Consider the following 17,660-nt stretch of genomic DNA (forward strand, 5'->3'; position numbering starts at 1 on the left):
TGTGCATCGCTACGGCTCCCAACGACCGCGGTAGCACGCACCTGTAGGAGGCAGCTTGCTGGCGATCAGAGGTGGGCGCTGCAGAGGTGTTGCGTTTGACGCTCCAATCGCCAGCAAGCTGAGCAAGCACATGCGCGTTTGGGCTAATGCACGGCTTGCGTCACCGCGTCGATCAATGCTTGCAGGTCGATCGGCTTGCGCAGGTGCAGGGTAAAGCCGGCGGCCTTGGCCTTTTCCACGTCGCGCAGCGTGCCATAACCAGTCAGGGCGATGCTTGGCGTGTTGCTGTTAACGCCTTTGGCGCGAATCGAGGCCATCATCTTGTGGCCGTCAATTTCCGGCATGCCTATGTCGGACACGATCACGTCATACGCGCTCTGCTCGGCCAGCGCGATACCCTGCGCGCCGCCGTCAGCTGTTGTTACGATGGCGCCTTCGCTTTCCAGCAGCTCGCACATGGTTTCAAGAATGTCGGGCGAGTCATCCACCAGCAGGATCTTGATGCCGGATAGCCCACCCGCTTCCCCATCGTTGGCCAAGTCACTCAGTTCAATTTCGGTTTGCAGGTGAATCGGCAGCCAGATGCTGAACCGCGCACCCCGCCCAAGGCCTTCGGAGAAGGCTTCAATACGGCCGTTGTGGGCCTCGATCAACTGCTTGACCAAGGCTAGCCCGATGCCCAGGCCGTGTTTGGAGCGCTGTGCGTGCTGCATCTCGGCCTGGCCAAACATGTCGAACACCTTGGGCAGGAACTCAGGTGATATTCCCTCTCCCGTGTCGATGACGTCCAAGCGGGCCTGGTCGCCTTCGCGCTCGAGTTGAAGGCAGATGCGCTCACCGCCCTTGGTGAATTTCCAGGCGTTGTTCAACAGATTCCAGATGATCTGATCCAGCCGCGTCGCGTCGGCACGGATGTAAATCGGCTGCTCAGGCTTGAATGCTTCAAACGTGACGTTCTCTGCCTGTGTCAGTGGAGCAAACACCGCCTCGATACCGCGCACTACTTCCTGGTATTGCAATGTGGAGAACTGCAGCTTCAGCTTGCCGGTACGAATCCGCGAGACGTCCATCAGGTCGTCAATGATCCGCGACTGGCTGCGAACGGCGTTTTGGATCGACTGTGCTGCTTTACGCAAGCTAGGCGAGTTCTTGGCTGCTTGGGATCGCGCAACCAGGTCGGTGTTGAGCTGGATCAGGTTCAATGGATGCTTGAGCTCATGCGAAAGCACGGCGAAGAACTGATCCTTCTGCATGTTGGCAGCCTGGATGTTTTCCAGCTCGTTACGCTGCTGAGTGTCCTTCTCTCGTTCCTTTGTGAGGTCGCGGGCTATCTTGGCAAAGCCGATGACCTTTCCGTGGCTATCCACGAGAGGGTTGACCAGACCGCTGATAAAACGCTGACTGCCATCTTGACGCAAATGCCAGCGCTCATCGGCAGCTTGACCTTGTTCGACTGCACGCTGGCGTTCGGCGCTGGGCACACCCTTGTTGCGGTCTTCTTCCGTATAGAGCATGTCAACGCTCTGGCCGATCACTTCCTGCTCGCCGTAGTCGAATATCTTTTCCGCACCACGGTTCCAGGTGGTGATGAGGCCGTCGCAGTCCAGCGTGATGATGGCGTAGCCCTTGGTGCTCTGTGCCAGGACCTTCAAATGGGCTTCACCGGCGCGCAACTCTTCTTCGGCACGGCGTCGGTCGGTGATGTCGATGAAGGTCAATACGGCGCCCTGAATGCGGTCGTCCAGGGTGCGGTAGGGTAGGAACCTCGCCAGATACCAGCGATTGTCGTCTCTGGACCCGATCTCTCGCTCGACCAGATGAAGCTCCTCGAATGCCTTGGCTGCATCGGCATGCAGCTGCGGATAGTTGAGGCGATGGGTAATGTCGAGTAGCGATCGGCCCGCATCATTGCCGATGACGTTGAAGATGTCCCTGGCGCGAGGGGTGAACCACTTGATGCTCATCTTGCGGTCGACAAAGACCGTGGCGATGTCCGTAGAGGAGATCAGGTTCTGCAGGTCATCGTTGATCTTGCTCGTTTCGTCGACCTTGGCCTTGAGCTCGAAGTTGACCGTGGTCAGCTCTTCGTTGATCGACTGCAGCTCTTCCTTGCTGGTCTCAAGCTCCTCGGTGGCCGAGCGCAGCTCCTCGTTGATCGCCTGCAATTCTTCGTTGGACGCTCGCAACTCTTCAGTCGAGGTTTCCGAGTGCTCCATGGTGATCTGCAGCTGTTCCTTGGTCTGCTGCAGTTCGGCCTCGAGTTGGGTCAGCACGCTGTCCTTGGTGTCGGAATGTTCCGGGCTGCTGCTGTCCATGCAGGCTTCGACCTCGTCGAAGATCACCAGCATGTAGTCGCTGCCGGTCTCGCTGTCGCGGAACGGGCGGACCACCATGTTCACGTAGAAGCTACGGTCGTCGCGCTCCAGCCGAACCCGTCGCGCCTCGACGCTCTTGCCGGTGTGAGCCGCCTGATACAGCGCGGTGCGCAGCTCGAGCCGCAGTTGCGGGTGTATCAGCGTCGTCAAGTTCAGCGAAGGCTCGCCGCCGACATAGCGCAGGAAGTTCCCGGCACGATCGGACATGTGCACGATCTCGGCGTCATGGTTAACGATGACGCTGGGTGGGGCGTACTGCTCGAGCGCACGTTGGTGCACGTCGGCGTAGGAAAATTTGCGGTGGCGTTTTGAGGGTTCACTGAAGGGCGGGCGACTCGGTGCGCTCAGCGTAAAGCCGTGGTACGGGCCGGTGGGTGCGCGACGCAGCGCGGATGACACCTCCTTGGCGCGATAGATGCGGTTCTTCTTATCCACCGGTGTGAACAGCTGACTGCAGGCATCGGCGGTCTCGGAGCTGCCAAGGAAGAGGTAGCCGCCTGGATTGAGGGCGAAGTGAAACATGCGCAGCACTTCGAGCTGAATGTCCCTGTCCAGGCAGATCATCAGGTTGCGGCAGGAGATCAGGTCGAGTCTGGAAAACGGCGGGTCACGCAGGATGTTGTGGCGGGCAAACAGGATCCGCTCGCGCAGCTCCTTCTGCATGCGGTAATGATCCTGTTCCTTGATGAAGTACTGTCGCAGCCGAGTGGGCGGCACGTCGGTCACGATGGCTTCCGGATAGATACCGGCTCGCGCGGTTTCCAAGGCCCGATCATCGATATCGGTCGCAAATACCTGCAAGTTAATTTCACCTTGGGCATTGCTGATTTCCGCTTGGTCAGTCAGCAGCATAGCTAGCGAGTACGCCTCTTCGCCGGTCGAGCAGGCGGCTGCCCAGACGCGAATCGATTTGTCGTCGCGATGCTGTTTGCGCTCGAACAAGGATGGAATGATTTCGCGTTCCAGCGCCTCGAACGCCTCGCGGTCGCGGAAGAAGTTGGTCACACCGATCAGCATGTCGGCCAGCAGGGCCGGCGTTTCTTCCGGGTGGCTTTGTAGGTGCTTAGCGTAGCTGGGCATGTCGCGTACAGCATTTACCTGCATCCGCCGCTCGATGCGGCGCAACACCGTGGCCTGTTTGTAATGGCGGAAGTCGTGACCGGTGCGGGCTCGGAGTGCGGCGAGAATTTCCCGCAGGGCCAGTTCGTTCGGCTTGGACTGGGTATGAGCCTGGGCGGACTCCAGTTCGCCCTGGTCCTCGTTGGCCTGTTCGGTGTCGCCCTGCGACGCGATCGGGTCCTCACGTTTCAGCAGCACTTCCTGATTGCGGCGCAGCTCGACCAGCCGCTCGGGCATGTCGGCAACCGGCAGCACGATATCTACCATCCCGGTTTCGATGGCGTTGCGTGGCATCGAATCGTATTCGGCATCTTCCGGTGTCTGCGCCAGGGTCACACCGCCTTGCTCCTTGATGCGGGCTAGCCCGACCGAACCGTCTGCCCCGGTGCCGGACAACACGATGCCCATGGAGTGGGTGTGATGCACATCGGCCAGGGTGCGGAAGAACAGGTCGATGGCCACCTGAGCACCACGTTCGCGCTCGGGCTTCACCAAACGTAAATAGCCGTCATTCATCGACAGGTCCATCGCCGGGGGAATCACGTAGACGTGGTTGCGCTCGATGGGTACCGGCTGAGTGACCTGCAGCACCGGCATCCGGGTGGACTTCTGCAAAATCTTGTCGGCATTACTCTCGTGCTTGGGCGAGAGGTGCATGATCACCACGAATGCCATGCCGCAATCGCTGGGCATGTGTTCGAACAGGGTCAGCAACGCCTTGAGGCCGCCTGCCGACGCCCCGATCCCGACTACCGGAAATTTCAGCGTGCTGCGAGTGAGCTGGCTATTTTTCGGCGTGGACGCTTCAGGGCTGGTGGTCATTAAATCCTCGGCATTATTCCGGTTGTTTCCGGGGCGGGCGACATAAAGGGAAGACAGCGAGACCTCGGGTGGATTCCTTTTCCGCCCCAGGCACTGCCGAAAGGATGATAAAGCTTCGCGGTGCGGAATACTGTCCATGAACGGGGCGTTGATGAGTCGCAAGCGGTGTCAGCATTCGATGATGTTCACCGCGAGGCCGCCGCGGGCGGTTTCCTTGTACTTGCTCTTCATATCGGCGCCCGTCTGGCGCATGGTGCGGATCACCTTGTCCAGCGAGATGAAGTGCTTGCCATTACCGCGCAGAGCCATGCGCGCCGCATTGATCGCTTTCACCGAGCCCATGGCGTTGCGCTCGATGCACGGCACCTGAACCAGCCCGCCAACGGGATCACAGGTCAGCCCGAGGTTGTGCTCCATGCCGATTTCAGCAGCGTTTTCGACCTGTTGCGGCGTGCCGCCGAGTACTTCGCAAAGGGCGCCCGCCGCCATTGAACAGGCCACGCCCACTTCCCCCTGACAGCCGACCTCGGCGCCGGAAATCGAGGCGTTTTCCTTATAGAGGAGGCCAATGGCGGCCGCGGTCAGGAGGAAACGCACCACGCCGTCTTCATTGGCGCCGCGGATGAAGCGCATGTAGTAGTGCAGCAGCGCCGGGACAATTCCAGCAGCGCCATTGGTAGGGGCGGTCACCACCCGGCCGCCGGCCGCGTTTTCCTCGTTGACCGCCAGGGCATACAGGTCGACCCAGTCGAGTACCGTCAGCGCATCGCGCAGAGTGGCTTCGGGGTGTTCGTTGAGTTGCCGGTACAGCCCGGCAGCGCGGCGCTGGACCTTCAGGCCGCCGGGCATGACCCCTTCGGTATTGCAGCCTGCCTTCACACAGGCCTGCATCACCCGCCAGATCTTCAGCAGGCCGGCGCGGGTTTCCGCTTCCGGGCGCCAGGCGGCCTCGTTCGCCAGCATCAGCTGGCTAATGGATAAGCCATGCTCGTCGCACAACGCGAGCAGTTCGTCGGCGCTGTGAAAGGGATAGGGCAGGACAGTCTGGTCCTCGACGATGCGGTCGTTGCCAGCGGCTTGCTCGTCGACCACGAAGCCGCCGCCGACCGAGTAGTACTCGCGACTGCGCAACTGCAGCCCGGCCGCATCGAAGGCGCGAAAGATCATGCCGTTGGGGTGGAAAGCCAGCGGCTTACGGATGAATTGCAGGTCATTACTGACATCGAAACGAAGCGTCTTGTCACCCAGCAGGCGCAGCTCGCGAGACTCGCGCATCGCGGCCATGCGCTGGGGAATGCCGGCGGTGTCGACCGTTTCCGGCAGCTCGCCCTCGAGACCGAGCAGCACCGCCTTGTCGCTGCCATGTCCCTTGCCGGTGGCGCCGAGCGAGCCGTACAGCTCTACCTTCAGGTGCTCGGTGGCCGACAGCAGTTCGTCATTCCTGAGGCCTTCGGCAAACCGCAAAGCCGCACGCATCGGCCCCACGGTATGTGAGCTAGATGGGCCAATACCGATCTTGAACAGATCGAAAACGCTGAGTGACATGCGCAACTCCAGGATGACGAAACGTCTACTCATCCTAGACCGGGAGGAACGAGTGGGTGCTGCGATAAGCAGGTCAGGAGCGTGAAAAGGTCGACTCCGCTTTCAGCGCGTTGCCGCTGAAGCGCCCCATGGATTGGCTTCCAGGCTGTTATGCACGGCAGTTGCCGCTTGCGCGGCGTGACCGATGGCGACGCTGATCTGCTTCAGTGCCATGGTCACGTCACCAATCGCATAGATGCCGTGCTGGGACGTCTGCCGGTGCTCGTCGACCTCCACGCCACCACACTCGTCGCAGGTGAGGCCCAGCTGCTGGGCAAGTTCGGAGCGGAAACGCGCGCCGAGGCTGGGATAGATGATGTCGAAATGGTGACGTTCGCCCTTGCATGTCAGCAGCTCGATACCTTTCTCGCAGGGGTGCAGCGATTCGACCCGATCACTGATCAGCCGAATGTCGTAATGCTCGGCCAGCGCGATGGCCTGAGTGCACGCGTCCTGCTCGCCATGCACGACCACGGTCACCCTGTCAGTAAAGGTGCGCAGAAATACGGCGTGGGTGATGGCGGTTTCCGCCTCGCCATAGACCGCGACGTTGTCGCCGTCGACTTCGTAACCATCACAGATTGCGCACAGCCGCACCTTGCCTTCGGCAATCGCTTCTTCGACATCGGGCATGTCCGGCAGGGTGTCCTCGATGCCGGTGGCCAGAATGATTCGCCGCGCGACACAGGTGCGCTCGCCATAGCGCACGCAGAATCCGTCGGCATGGGGTTCGATGTGTTCGACACGGCCATGTTCGAGACGCGCGCCGTAGCCGCTTGCCTGTTCCCTCAATCTGGCGAGCAGCTCATTGCCATTGATGCCCGGCGGAAATCCCGGGTAGTTGCGTGAGCGCGGAATCCAGGACGCCCGGCTGGAGCCTGCGTCCACCACCAGGCAACTGCGGCGGAAGCGGGCCAGGTAAAGCGCGGCGGTGAGGCCGCCGGGCCCACCACCGATGACCAGGCAATCGATCAGGGTGGGCTGGGGATCCGGCTGGAGCTGATTCATGGCGGGACCGTCTGCTGTTTGGTTGCCAGTAGAAGCCCCAGGTGGCGAGAAAGTTCGGCCGGCCCGATGGGTGCAATGTCTCGTTTTGAGAGCTGGTTGGTTCTTCAACCCTTGTGTCGGTAACGGTGATGTCCAACACTGCGCGGCTCGGTGACCGGGCGGATCAAACCCGTACTTATCAGTCACCGCCATTCCAATAAAGACCAGCCAGCGACCTGTTCGCCAAGCGCTGGTCGCCTCGCTGCAAACGTCGGACACGCCTAACCAGGCGTCGACCGAAGCATATCGAATAGCAAACACACTCGAACGGTGCTCACGAGGCGCCGCGGCGAGTTTATTTCCCGTGGGGGTAGAAGTGTTCAAGTCTCTGGTTGTTGCGCCCTGTGCGGCGCTTTTTCTGATGTTGTCTCCGATGGCTGCCAACGCCGCAGAACCCATCGTCATCAAGTTCGCACACGTAGTAGGGGACGACACCCCGAAGGGCAAAGGCGCACTGCTTTTCCAGAAGCTGGTTCGCGAGCGTCTGGCAGGCGCGGTTGAAGTGGAGGTCTATCCGAATTCGACCCTGGTCGGTGACGCTGACGAAATGCAGGCCCTGCTGGATAACAAGGTGCAGATGCTGGCGCCGTCGCTGTCCAAGTTCACCGAGTACTCGCCAAAACTGGAAGTGTTCGACCTGCCGTTCCTCTTCGATGACGAGGCCGCTGTAGCCCGCTTCCAGAAGCGCGAAACGAGCCGCGAACTGCTGCGCTCCATGGCTGGCCGTGGCATCTATGGCCTGGCCTACTGGAATAACGGGCTCAAGCAGCTATCGGCCAACCAGCCGCTGCGGGAACCGACCGATGCGGCGGGCCTGGCATTTCGCATCCAGCCCTCGCCAGTGCTCGAGGCGCAGTTTGCCGCCGTTGATGCCAAGGCTGTGCGTCTGGCGTTCTCGGATGTATCCAAAGCCATGCAAGCCGGTACGGTGCAGGGCACCGAAGGCCCCTGGTCGAACATTCGTGGCCAGAACGCGGGTATCAAGCAGAACTACGTCACGGAGACCAACCATGGCGTTCTCAACTACATGCTGGTGACCAACTCGAAGTTCTGGACCAGCATTCCCTTCGCTGTGCGCTCCGAGCTGGACAACATCCTGCTCGAGGTTACCCAAACGGTGAACGCCGAGGCTGCTGCGATCAATCTGCGTGAGCGCGAGCAGCTCCTGGCCAGCGGCAGCGCCACTCTTGTTACTCTCACACCGGAACAGCGTCAGGCCTGGCGCGCAAAAATGCAGCCGGTGTGGAAGACGTTTGAAGCGCACATTGGCAGCGACGTGTTGCGTGCAGCACTGACCGTTAACCGTCGTTGAGTCATCCGGCTCCGGCCCAGCTCTGCCGGAGCCTTCTACTACAGGCCTTTTCGCAAGGCCTTGCCCCACTTCGCGACGCGTCCGACATCTCAGGCCAATGTCTCGTTTTGAGAGCTGGTTGGACTTCCCAAGCTTGTGCCAGCTGCAGCTATGACGAAGACTTCACACCTTCGTGCAGTGCTGCCCTGGCGCCGCTATCTGCATGGTTTTGCATTCCAATAAAGGCCAGCCGCCGACAGCCGCAGTCGAGAAGATCTGGCCAGCCAAAACCAAAAAAATGGACCGACCCCGTTACGCGCGGGTCCGGCCTGGTCGTACTTGATTAACCACTCGAATGGCGCTCACGAGGCGTTTTCGGGCTTTTTCCGTTGGGGGTCAGATGTTCAAGTCTTGTGTTGCAGTGTGGGTTGCAGCCCTGTGTTGGTTGAGTGCTCCGGCCATGGCGGCTGAGGGTGAGCCTTTCGTCATCAAGTTCGCCCACGTGGTGGCGGACGACACGCCCAAGGGCAAGGGCGCTTTGCTGTTCCAGAAACTGGTTCACGAGCGTCTCGCCGGCAAGGTGAAGGTCGAGGTGTATCCAAACTCGACGCTGGTTGGTGACGCCGAAGAGATGCAGGCGCTGATGAACAACGAGGTGCAGATGCTGGCCCCCTCGCTGTCCAAGTTCGGCAAGTACACGAAGAAGCTGCAGGTGTTCGACCTCCCGTTTCTGTTCGACGACCAGGCCGCCGTGCAGCGCTTCCAGAAACGCGAGGCGAGCCGGGACCTGCTGCGCTCTATGGCTGATTCGGGCATCTACGGTCTGGCCTACTGGAACAACGGTTTGAAGCAGCTTTCCGCCACTCAGGCATTGCGCATGCCGGAAGACGCGGCCGGGCTTGCGTTCCGTATTCAGCCGTCAGCCGTGCTGGAAGCTCAGTTCAATGCCGTCGGGGCCAAGCCGGTCGTGTTGCCCTTCGCTGACGTGTTCAAGTCCCTGCAGTCGGGCGTCGTCCAGGGCGCGGAAAACCCCTGGTCGAACATCGCCAGCCAGAATATGCACAAGGTCCAGCCGTTCATCACCGAGAGCGATCACGGCGTGCTTAACTACATGTTGGTTACCACCTCCAAGTTCTGGATGAGCATGCCTTTCGCGGTGCGCTCCGAGCTCGAAGGGATCGTGCTTGAAGTAACCCAGGCGGTGAATCAGGAAGCGGCAACCCTGAACCAGCGGGACCGCGACCGTATTCTCGCGAGCGGCACCAGCAAGCTCATCACCCTGACGCCGGAGCAGCGCAAGGCTTGGCGCGAGAAGATGATGCCGGTTTGGCAGTCCTACGAGTCGGAGATCGGTGCAGACGTGATCCGTGCTGCGCTGACCGTCAACCGCAAGCGCTAATCACTAGGCCCCGTTCGCTGCTTACAGCTGACCGGGGCCGCTCCTTTCAGAATCCACCCGTCAGCTGGCTTTTCTAGCCGGCTAGCCTGGGCTGTTTTACGCCCGCCTCGTTCAGGCCGTCAGGCCAGTAATGACCCTCCAGCACCGCACAAGTGTTTGAACGGCTGGCCGTTCTTGTGGGCGCGTCGCAACGTGTCGACTACGTCCGTTCCCGTCCTTCGAAATTTCCCCGCTTGGCTTGGCCGTAAGGCTTGTTGTTATTCCTGTCGTTAGAAAAACATCCAGGGTGGGCTGCGCATCAATGGGTGCGCACGCCGTCAAGTCGCGCGGCGCGCCGATGACGGTTCTGAGCCTGTTGATGCCGGTCCCTGACCTGCGCGCCTGCAAACTCGACTGTTAGGATCGCCCAGCAGAACGGATCAGCCGGTTCATCAACTGGATTATCCGCCCGTGGTGCCGGTGCTTAGATCCGACAAGCGAACAGGAGAACAACAGGTGGCAAACAATCATGGACAAGACGCGCCCAAGCCCGTCGAAAGCATTCCGGCCCCGACCGGGGCTGCCAATCTGATCGACACCGATTACGTCATTGGTCAGGACAATATCAAGCGGAAGTTTTTCGACGTTCACGGCAAGGTTTTCAGTATTTCGGCACTGACCATCGTTATCTTCGTGGTCGGCACGCTCGCGCTCCGCAGCGATGTAGAGCCGCTCTTCACTGCTATTCGTGACTGGCTGACCGGCAATCTGACGTGGTTCTTCCTCGGTTCGGCGAATATTTTCGTTTTGTTGTGCCTGGGGCTGATTCTCTCGCCGCTGGGCAAGGTGCGACTGGGCGGCATGGACGCAACTCCGGACTATTCCTACACGGGGTGGTTCTCCATGCTGTTCGCCGCGGGCATGGGCATCGGACTGATGTTCTACGGCGTCGCCGAACCCATGACGCACTTCTCTACGGCCATGGGTGGCACCACCGTAGAGAATGGCGTGCGCTCCGACTGGGCGCCCCTAGGCGCGGCTGCTGGCGATGCCCAGGCTGCTGCCAGCCTTAGCATGGCAGCGACTATCTACCACTGGGGACTGCATCCCTGGGCGATCTACGCCATCGTGGCCTTGGCGCTGGCGCTGTTCTCTTTCAATAAGGGCCTGCCGTTAAGCATTCGCTCGATCTTCTATCCGATTTTGGGGGAGCGGGTGTGGGGTTGGCCTGGGCATATCATCGATATTCTCGCGGTATTCGCCACGCTGTCCGGTTTGGCCACCTCACTGGGCCTGGGGGCTCAGCAAGCGGCAGCGGGCCTTGAGTTCCTGTTCGGTATCCCCGACAGCAACACCAGCAAGGTGCTCCTGGTCGTGGGTATCACTCTGATCGCGCTGATGTCGGTGCTGGCGGGGCTGGACAAGGGGGTCAAGCGCCTGTCGGAAATCAATATGGTACTGGCGCTGTTGCTGCTGCTGTTCATCATCATCGTCGGCCCGACCCTGGCGATACTTACCGGTTTCTTCAGCAATCTGGGCAGCTATCTGACCTACCTGCCGGCGTTGTCCAACCCGATCGGCCGCGACGATGCGAACTTCAGCCAGGGCTGGACCGCGTTTTACTGGGCCTGGTGGATCAGCTGGTCACCGTTCGTTGGCATGTTCATCGCCCGGGTCAGCCGCGGCCGCTCCGTACGTGAGTTCCTGATTGCCGTGCTGCTTGTACCCTCACTGGTTTCGGTGCTGTGGATGACAGCCTTCGGCGGCACCGCCCTGGATCAGTTCGTCAGCAGTGGCTTCACCGGAGTGCAGGATGCGGCGCTGGAACTGAAGCTGTTCGCCATGCTCGGCGAGTTGCCGCTGACGCAGATCAGCTCCTTTGTCGGCCTGTTGTTGGTCGTGGTGTTCTTCGTGACCTCATCGGATTCGGGTTCTCTGGTGATCGACACCATCACCGCCGGTGGCAAGGTCAACGCGCCCGTCCCGCAGCGGGCGTTCTGGGCGGTCTTGCAGGGCGTGGTAGCCATTGCTCTGCTTCTCGGAGGGGGGCTGGTCGCGTTGCAGGCCATGGCGGTCTCTACTGGCCTGCCGTTCACCATCGTGCTGCTGGTGGGCTGTGTGTCCATCATCAAGGGTCTGATGAGTGAGCCCCGCTAGCAAGCTGGCGTAACTATCCGGGGTGCATGCCGATCGTGTATGTACCCCGGCCTAAAGCCTTAATAACGCGCGGCCCTTGTGGCTGCGTTTTTTTAGTTCCAGAGATCGCCCACCGCTGTCGTCGGTGGATAGTGCTTGGCCGTCTGCGCTTGCAGCAGTTCAGCCGTGGCCAAGGCGTCGGTCAGGGCATGGTGGGCCTGGTACAGCGGCAAGCCATAGCGAAGACGGCTGTCGGCCAGGCGAATGGACACCGGCTGCTGCCAGGCGAGCAGCTGGCACAGCCACTGGGACCGGCGTTTGCGCGGATGCAGGCGCGCCTCCAGCTGCATGGTGTCGATCACCGGGAATTGCAGCCCTTCTCCGAGCAGATGCCGCACCGCCTGGTCAAGAAAACCCCGTTCGATGTTGCGGTAATGCACCACTACAATCTTGCCTGCCATGGCCATGAGCAGATCGTCGAGCACGCTGGCCAATCGCGGCGCGGCGCTGACATCCGAATGTGTAATGTGGTGGAAGGTGACCGATTGGCTGCTCAGCTCGCATACCGGCTTGACCACCCAGTAACTGGCCTCGCGACAGCGGATGCGATTGAGGTCGAAGGGCACCAGTCCAAGGCTGACGATCGAATCTTTGCGACTGTCCAGGCCGGTGGTTTCGACGTCGAGCGCCATCAGCGGCACCTGCTCCAGGGGCGTATCGGCACTGACCGTGCCCGCCTGGTAGAACCTAACCAGGCGCGGGTCGCGGGCCGTCTGCGCCAGCTGGGCGAAGAGACTTGGCCAATCCGGCGCGGCCGATGATCGGTTACTGCTCATAGCGGACGGTGCTGCAGTTGACCCGGATAGCGGAAGCGCAGGAACTGCTGCGCGTTGCTCAGTACCTGGAATGCCGACTTGAGGTTATGCCGCTCGTTGGAGGAAATCTGTTCCGGCTCGATATAGTTGTCCGGTTCGCGTCCTTCCAGAAGATCCATCGCCTGGTGGCGGACGCGCACAATGGAGAGAAACTCAAAGGCACTGCGCAGCTGGTTGATGGCCTCTTCGGTGAGCAGCTTGGTGGCGGCGATGGCATCCAGACGGTCCAGCGAATTCTGCGCCTTGGAGCCGGCAGCCAGGGCGTGAACCCGGATCAGGTCGGTCAGCGGTGCGGTGCCGCGACCCTTGAGGTTGATGATGTTGTTCTGCTGTCCGTCCTTCTCCATCACGAAAGTACGGAAGAAGCCCAGCGGCGGCGTGCGGTTGAGCGCGTTGCGCGCCAGGCTTGCCAGGAACAGCGGGTTGCTGCTGGCTTTTTGCGCGATCAGATCCTTGAGGTTTTCAACCAGCTCGGACTCGCCGTAGGCGCTGTCGAGGTCGAAGAATATGGAGCTGTTGAGCAGGGTTTCCGGGTTCGGTTGCTCGATCCATTGAGTGAAATAGCTTCTCCATACCCGCAACGGCTGCCGCCATTTGGAGTTGCTGGCCATGATCCCGCCCTTGCAGTAGCTGTAGCCACATGCGGCCAGGCCGTCGCTGACGAAGCTTGCCAGCTGACGGAAATACTCGTCATGGATCCGCGGGTCGAAGCGGTTGTCGATCACCAGCGCGTTGTCCTGGTCGGTGACGATCAGCTGCTCATCGCGCGCCATCGACCCCAGCACCATGTAGCAGTAGGGGACCGGGGGTGGCCCTAGCTGCTGCTCGGCGAGTTCCAGTAAACGGTGAGACAGGCTGCGGCCGATTCCAGACATGGCACTGCCGATCATGTGAGCAGTGGCTTCTTCGTTGACCATGCGCAGGAAAGTGGCGCGCAGATCCGGCAGCAGCGCCTGCAACTCGGCCACCGACTGCTTGTTGAAGATGCTGTTGACCAGATACAGGCTGCTCTGCGACTCGTACTTGATGATGTCGGACAGGTTGATCACGCCCACCGGGCGCTGGCGATGCATCACCGGTAGATGATGAATGTTGTTGCGCAGCATGCAGAGCATTGCCTCGAATACCGAGGCGTCGGCCTGGATGGTGATCGGGTTGGGCGACATTATCCGATCCACCGGGGTATCCAGAGGCAAACCCTCGGCCAATACCCTGATGCGAAGGTCGCGGTCAGTGGTGATGCCGGCCATGACCTGGGTCTGCGGGGCTTGGGCACCTTCGGCAGGTGGGCCGTAAATCACCAGCGAGGAGACGCCATGCTCACTCATCACTTGAGCGGCCGCCTGCACGCTGGTGCCCAGTGGCACGCTGACGGTGCGCCGAGTGACCAGCTTGCGCACCTTGATCTTCATCAGTTCGCTGGCTTTGCCTTGAGGTTGTTCGGCCTTCAGGCGCGATTGGCCTTCGGCTTCGACAAAGTCGGCGAAAGCGTCATTCGCCTCGCACAGCTGTTCGAACAGCGCGCCAGGAATGAAATAAATCAGGCTGTCCTCGATCGCGCGCGCCGGCAGACGCACCTTGTGTCCGCGCAGCAGGCCGAACTGGCCGAACACTTCGCCCTCGGACAAGCGGTTGTACAGCTCGCCATTGCGGCGATGGATATCCACTGCGCCGCTGCGGATGTAGTGCAGGTCTTCGATCGGCTCACCATAGCGGAGGATTTCGCTACCGGCCTTGAAATAGCCGACTTCGATCTGTCGGGCAATCTCATCGAGGGTGTCATCCGGCAGACCGTCGAAAGGGGCGAAGTGACTCAGGTGGTCGCGTATCTCGATCAACTCGACCTGCATTCGGGGGCTCCTGGCCGGTGTCTGTTTTTCTATTGAATCACAGCCCGGTTTCCGGCGTCCGCGGGAGTGCAAGGCGAGTCGTTAGCAGGTAGCGGTGTGTCGTTTGCGGACGTCCCAGTTCGCTCGCGTCCGAGCAAGCACGGGATTCTGCAGCGTCATGCCATTCGCTCATTGGCGTAGCAGGTCGGTGAGCTTGGCCCCGCCTTCCGCTCCAGTTCTTCCTCCAACCATTCGGCCAGCACCTGTGCATTGTTCTGCTGCTCGTCACGGGCGGCATAGAGCAGCGTCAGCGGGCATCGTATGGCGATGTCCAGCAGCGGCCACCAATGCTCCGGGTGACCAGCCAGTTCCCCGCGATAGCCCTCGCGAAATGCTTCGTAGCCTAGCGAGCCGCTCTTGAATGCACGGCGAAGCGCAGTCGAGGGCGCGACTTCCTTGAGCCAGGCGTCCAGCGCAAGGTCTTCCTTGTGCAGGTTACGCGGCCAGATGCGATCTACCAGTACACGCTGACCGTCTGTGTTTTCACTGGGTGCGTAGGCCCGTTTGCAGCGGATCATGACTTATCCTGTTAAGGGGTAATTTTTACTCGAGGCTAGGTTAATTAAACCCATATCATTTTGGTATTAAAAACCAACTGCCGTTTAAGTTATTGATAAAAATGAAATAAAAAGCGGCACGATTCGTGACTCTTTCAAATGACCAACACACATTCGAAGGAGCATCACATGAAGAATCTAGTCGCTTTGGTTACATCGGCAATGCTGCTTGGCAGCGCTCTGGTCGGCGCAGACGAAGTCGTGAGCGCACAGGAGGATCGCGCGGTCGGCGGCGGCTTTGGCGGGCTCAGTGGTTTCATGCTCGGGGCGGCAGCGGGCGGGCCCATCGGAGCTCTGATCGGCGGCGGCTTGGGCTACTTAGCGGGCCAGGGTGTGCAGGAAGCCGCCGGGCTGGAGCAGACGCTGTACGTCATCACCAACGAGGACGGCAGTCAGTCAAGGGTGCGGTCCTATCAAGAGGGGCTTGTTGCCGGACAGCAGGTGCAACGGAACGGCGCAGAGTTGACCGCGCTCAATCCTTGATCTGAGCAGTCCATCGCTCGCCAGTCGCTCTGCTAGGCTGGCCCGCATCACCAACCAGAGGAGCCGAGATGAGCTATTCCCTGTTGCATGTCACTCACCTGCTGGCGGCCATCTTCTTCATCGGGGCCTTGTTCATCGAGGTGGCCGTACTCAGCCGGGTGCGCCAGCAGATCGAGCCGGACCTGATGCAGAGGGTCGATAAAGCGGTCGGTGCCAGGCTGCGGGTGGTGCTGCATTGGGTTGTGCTGTTCGTCTACGGAGCGGGGATAGGACTGGCCTGGTACCACCGCCAGACGCTGGCCGATCCGTTTGGCAGCAGCTTCGCCACATTGCTTTCCCTGAAGATTCTGTTGGCGGTGGGCGTGTTCTTCACCTTCGGCATGGTGGCGATGTTGCTGCGCAGCGGGCGCATGACGCCGGCACGTTATCGGCGCATTCACTGGGCGATCTTTGCGCAGATGGTGGGCATCGTGTTGCTGGCGAAGGGCATGTTCTACGTGCATTGGTGATGGGCTTGAACATGCTTGCGTAGTGCATCGGTGCAATCTCGGCGATGACCTGAGTCAATGCCGGGCGCTCATCAGCGGTTGTGATTGGCAGCAGATTCACCCGCATGAGACTCGTTTGTTTTCGGCTGTTGCGGACCTATGGTGAGGCCATCAAGCCCAGTCCGATACCGAGGTAGCCCATGCATTTCGCTTATAGCCCACCCGCCGAAGCGCTGCGCCAACAACTGCGTGCCTTCATGGATGAGTACATCGTGCCGCGGATCGGCGCGTGGCATGAGGAGGTGGCCGCGGGGCGGTATCCGGTGTCTTTCATGGACGATCTGAAAGCGCTGGCGCGCTCCGAAGGGCTGTGGAACCTGTTCCTGCCGTCCCTGGGCAAGGACGAGCCGGGCATGGGCCTCACCAACCTGGAATATGCGCCGCTGGCCGAGATCATGGGGCGTGTGCCTTGGGCCTCCGAAGTCTTCAACTGCAATGCGCCAGACACCGGCAACATGGAGCTACTGCACATGTTCGCCAGCCCTGAGCAGCGCGAGCGCTGGCTCAAGCCATTGCTCGATGGCGAGATTCGGTCGGCCTTCGCCATGACCGAGCCGGACGTGCCGTCCTCCGACGCCACCAACATCCAGACGCTGATCCGTCGCGAGGGCGACAGCTACGTGATCAACGGGCGCAAATGGTTCATCACCAACGCGTCACATCCCAACTGCAAGCTGCTGATCGTCATGGGCAAGACTGATCCGGGCGCCGACACGCATCACCAGCAGAGCATGATCCTGGTGCCGTTCGACACGCCCGGCGTTGAGCTGGTGCGCAACATTCCGGTGATGAACCACATCGCCCCGGAAGGCCACAGCGAAGTCTTGCTGCGTAACGTGCGTGTGCCGGTGAGCAACCTGCTGGGCGAGGAGGGCGACGGTTTCATGATGGCTCAGGCGCGGCTTGGGCCGGGGCGCATTCACCACTGTATGCGGTCGATCGGCATGGCCGAGCTGGCGCTGGAGCTGATGGTCGAGCGATGCCAGGAGCGCAAGGCGTTCGGCAAGTATCTGCAGCAGTATTCGAATATTGGCGACTGGATTGCAGAGTCGCGGATCGAGATCGAACAGGCGCGACTGCTGGTGCTCAAGACCGCCTGGATGATCGACGAGGTGGGCGCGAAGGCAGCGCGCAAGGAGATCGCGATGATCAAGGCGCTGGTGCCGCGCATGCTGACCAATGTCGCCGATCGGGCCATGCAGACATACGGCGCCATGGGGCTGACGCCCGACACGCCGCTGGCCGACATGTGGACCGCCGGCCGCGCCCTGCGCTTTGCCGATGGGCCGGATCAGGTACACCTGCGAAGCATCGCGAAGATGGAAATCAAGGCCAGCGAAACCAATCGTGGGGCAACCGCGGCTTACCTGACACCACCTGTACCACCCGCAGGACGGCGTTGAGCGAAGCGATACCCATCAAGTCCGGGGCTTACCGATGTGTATCGCCGGCTCCACCCATCCTACGGCGCGGCGCCACACCACGGATCTCACACGTAGGATGGCGTTGAGCAAAGCGATACCCATCAAGTCCGGGGCTTACCGATGTGTATCGCC

Annotated in this window: 12 protein-coding genes; 6 read left to right on the forward strand and 6 right to left on the reverse strand. The window is 60.8% G+C overall.

Going from position 1 to position 17,660, the window contains the following annotated elements; all coding sequences use genetic code 11:
* Positions 1–143: 143 nt before the first annotated feature.
* The 3 genes from NA619_RS24110 to NA619_RS24120 form a co-directional block, all read right to left on the reverse strand.
* Complete coding sequence (locus NA619_RS24110) at positions 144–4,316, reverse strand: CheR family methyltransferase (RefSeq protein ID WP_255964342.1); 4,173 nt, start codon at positions 4,314–4,316, stop codon at positions 144–146.
* 168 nt (positions 4,317–4,484) lie between these two features.
* Positions 4,485–5,861, reverse strand: coding sequence for an L-serine ammonia-lyase (locus NA619_RS24115; protein WP_255964343.1), 1,377 nt, complete (start codon positions 5,859–5,861; stop codon positions 4,485–4,487).
* Between the two features lie 102 nt (positions 5,862–5,963).
* Positions 5,964–6,908 (reverse strand): NAD(P)/FAD-dependent oxidoreductase, encoded by a 945-nt coding sequence (locus NA619_RS24120; protein WP_255964344.1) that lies wholly within the window; start codon positions 6,906–6,908, stop codon positions 5,964–5,966.
* A 355-nt stretch (positions 6,909–7,263) separates the two neighbouring features.
* Here NA619_RS24120 and NA619_RS24125 point away from each other — a divergent pair, with 355 nt between their 5' ends.
* The 3 genes from NA619_RS24125 to NA619_RS24135 all read left to right on the forward strand — a co-directional run bounded on the left by NA619_RS24125 (position 7,264) and on the right by NA619_RS24135 (position 11,773).
* Positions 7,264–8,259: a TRAP transporter substrate-binding protein gene (locus NA619_RS24125; RefSeq protein ID WP_423836864.1), complete on the forward strand. Its 996-nt coding sequence runs from the start codon at positions 7,264–7,266 to the stop codon at positions 8,257–8,259.
* A 379-nt stretch (positions 8,260–8,638) separates the two neighbouring features.
* Entirely contained in the window at positions 8,639–9,637 is a 999-nt protein-coding gene (locus NA619_RS24130) for a TRAP transporter substrate-binding protein (RefSeq protein ID WP_272891894.1), read from the forward strand.
* Between the two features lie 495 nt (positions 9,638–10,132).
* Positions 10,133–11,773 (forward strand): BCCT family transporter, encoded by a 1,641-nt coding sequence (locus tag NA619_RS24135; RefSeq protein WP_255964345.1) that lies wholly within the window; start codon positions 10,133–10,135, stop codon positions 11,771–11,773.
* Between the two features lie 92 nt (positions 11,774–11,865).
* Here NA619_RS24135 and NA619_RS24140 read toward each other — a convergent pair whose 3' ends face one another.
* The 3 genes from NA619_RS24140 to NA619_RS24150 all read right to left on the reverse strand — a co-directional run bounded on the left by NA619_RS24140 (position 11,866) and on the right by NA619_RS24150 (position 15,034).
* Positions 11,866–12,588: a 3'-5' exonuclease gene (locus NA619_RS24140; RefSeq protein ID WP_255964346.1), complete on the reverse strand. Its 723-nt coding sequence runs from the start codon at positions 12,586–12,588 to the stop codon at positions 11,866–11,868.
* The gene (locus tag NA619_RS24145; protein ID WP_255964347.1) at positions 12,585–14,477 is read right to left on the reverse strand and encodes a DUF294 nucleotidyltransferase-like domain-containing protein; all 1,893 of its coding nucleotides are present in this window, start codon (positions 14,475–14,477) and stop codon (positions 12,585–12,587) included. The genes NA619_RS24140 and NA619_RS24145 overlap by 4 nt, the downstream gene beginning before the upstream one ends.
* A gap of 155 nt (positions 14,478–14,632) precedes the next feature.
* Entirely contained in the window at positions 14,633–15,034 is a 402-nt protein-coding gene (locus tag NA619_RS24150) for a DUF488 domain-containing protein (RefSeq protein WP_255964348.1), read from the reverse strand.
* Positions 15,035–15,202: 168 nt separating this feature from the next.
* Between NA619_RS24150 and NA619_RS24155 the strand changes: the two genes are divergently transcribed.
* The 3 genes from NA619_RS24155 (at position 15,203) to NA619_RS24165 (ending at position 17,507) form a co-directional block, all read left to right on the forward strand.
* Positions 15,203–15,556 carry a hypothetical protein gene (locus tag NA619_RS24155; RefSeq protein ID WP_255964349.1) on the forward strand — a complete coding sequence of 118 codons (354 nt, stop codon included), beginning with the start codon at positions 15,203–15,205 and terminating at the stop codon, positions 15,554–15,556.
* 68 nt (positions 15,557–15,624) lie between these two features.
* Complete coding sequence (locus NA619_RS24160; protein WP_255964350.1) at positions 15,625–16,065, forward strand: CopD family copper resistance protein; 441 nt, start codon at positions 15,625–15,627, stop codon at positions 16,063–16,065.
* Positions 16,066–16,244: 179 nt separating this feature from the next.
* Positions 16,245–17,507, forward strand: a complete 1,263-nt coding sequence (locus NA619_RS24165) for an acyl-CoA dehydrogenase family protein (RefSeq protein WP_255964351.1) — start codon at positions 16,245–16,247, stop codon at positions 17,505–17,507.
* Positions 17,508–17,660 lie beyond the last annotated feature (153 nt).

Origin of the sequence: Stutzerimonas stutzeri (assembly GCF_024448895.1) — a bacterium.
Classification (GTDB): Bacteria; Pseudomonadota; Gammaproteobacteria; order Pseudomonadales; family Pseudomonadaceae; genus Stutzerimonas; species Stutzerimonas stutzeri_Q.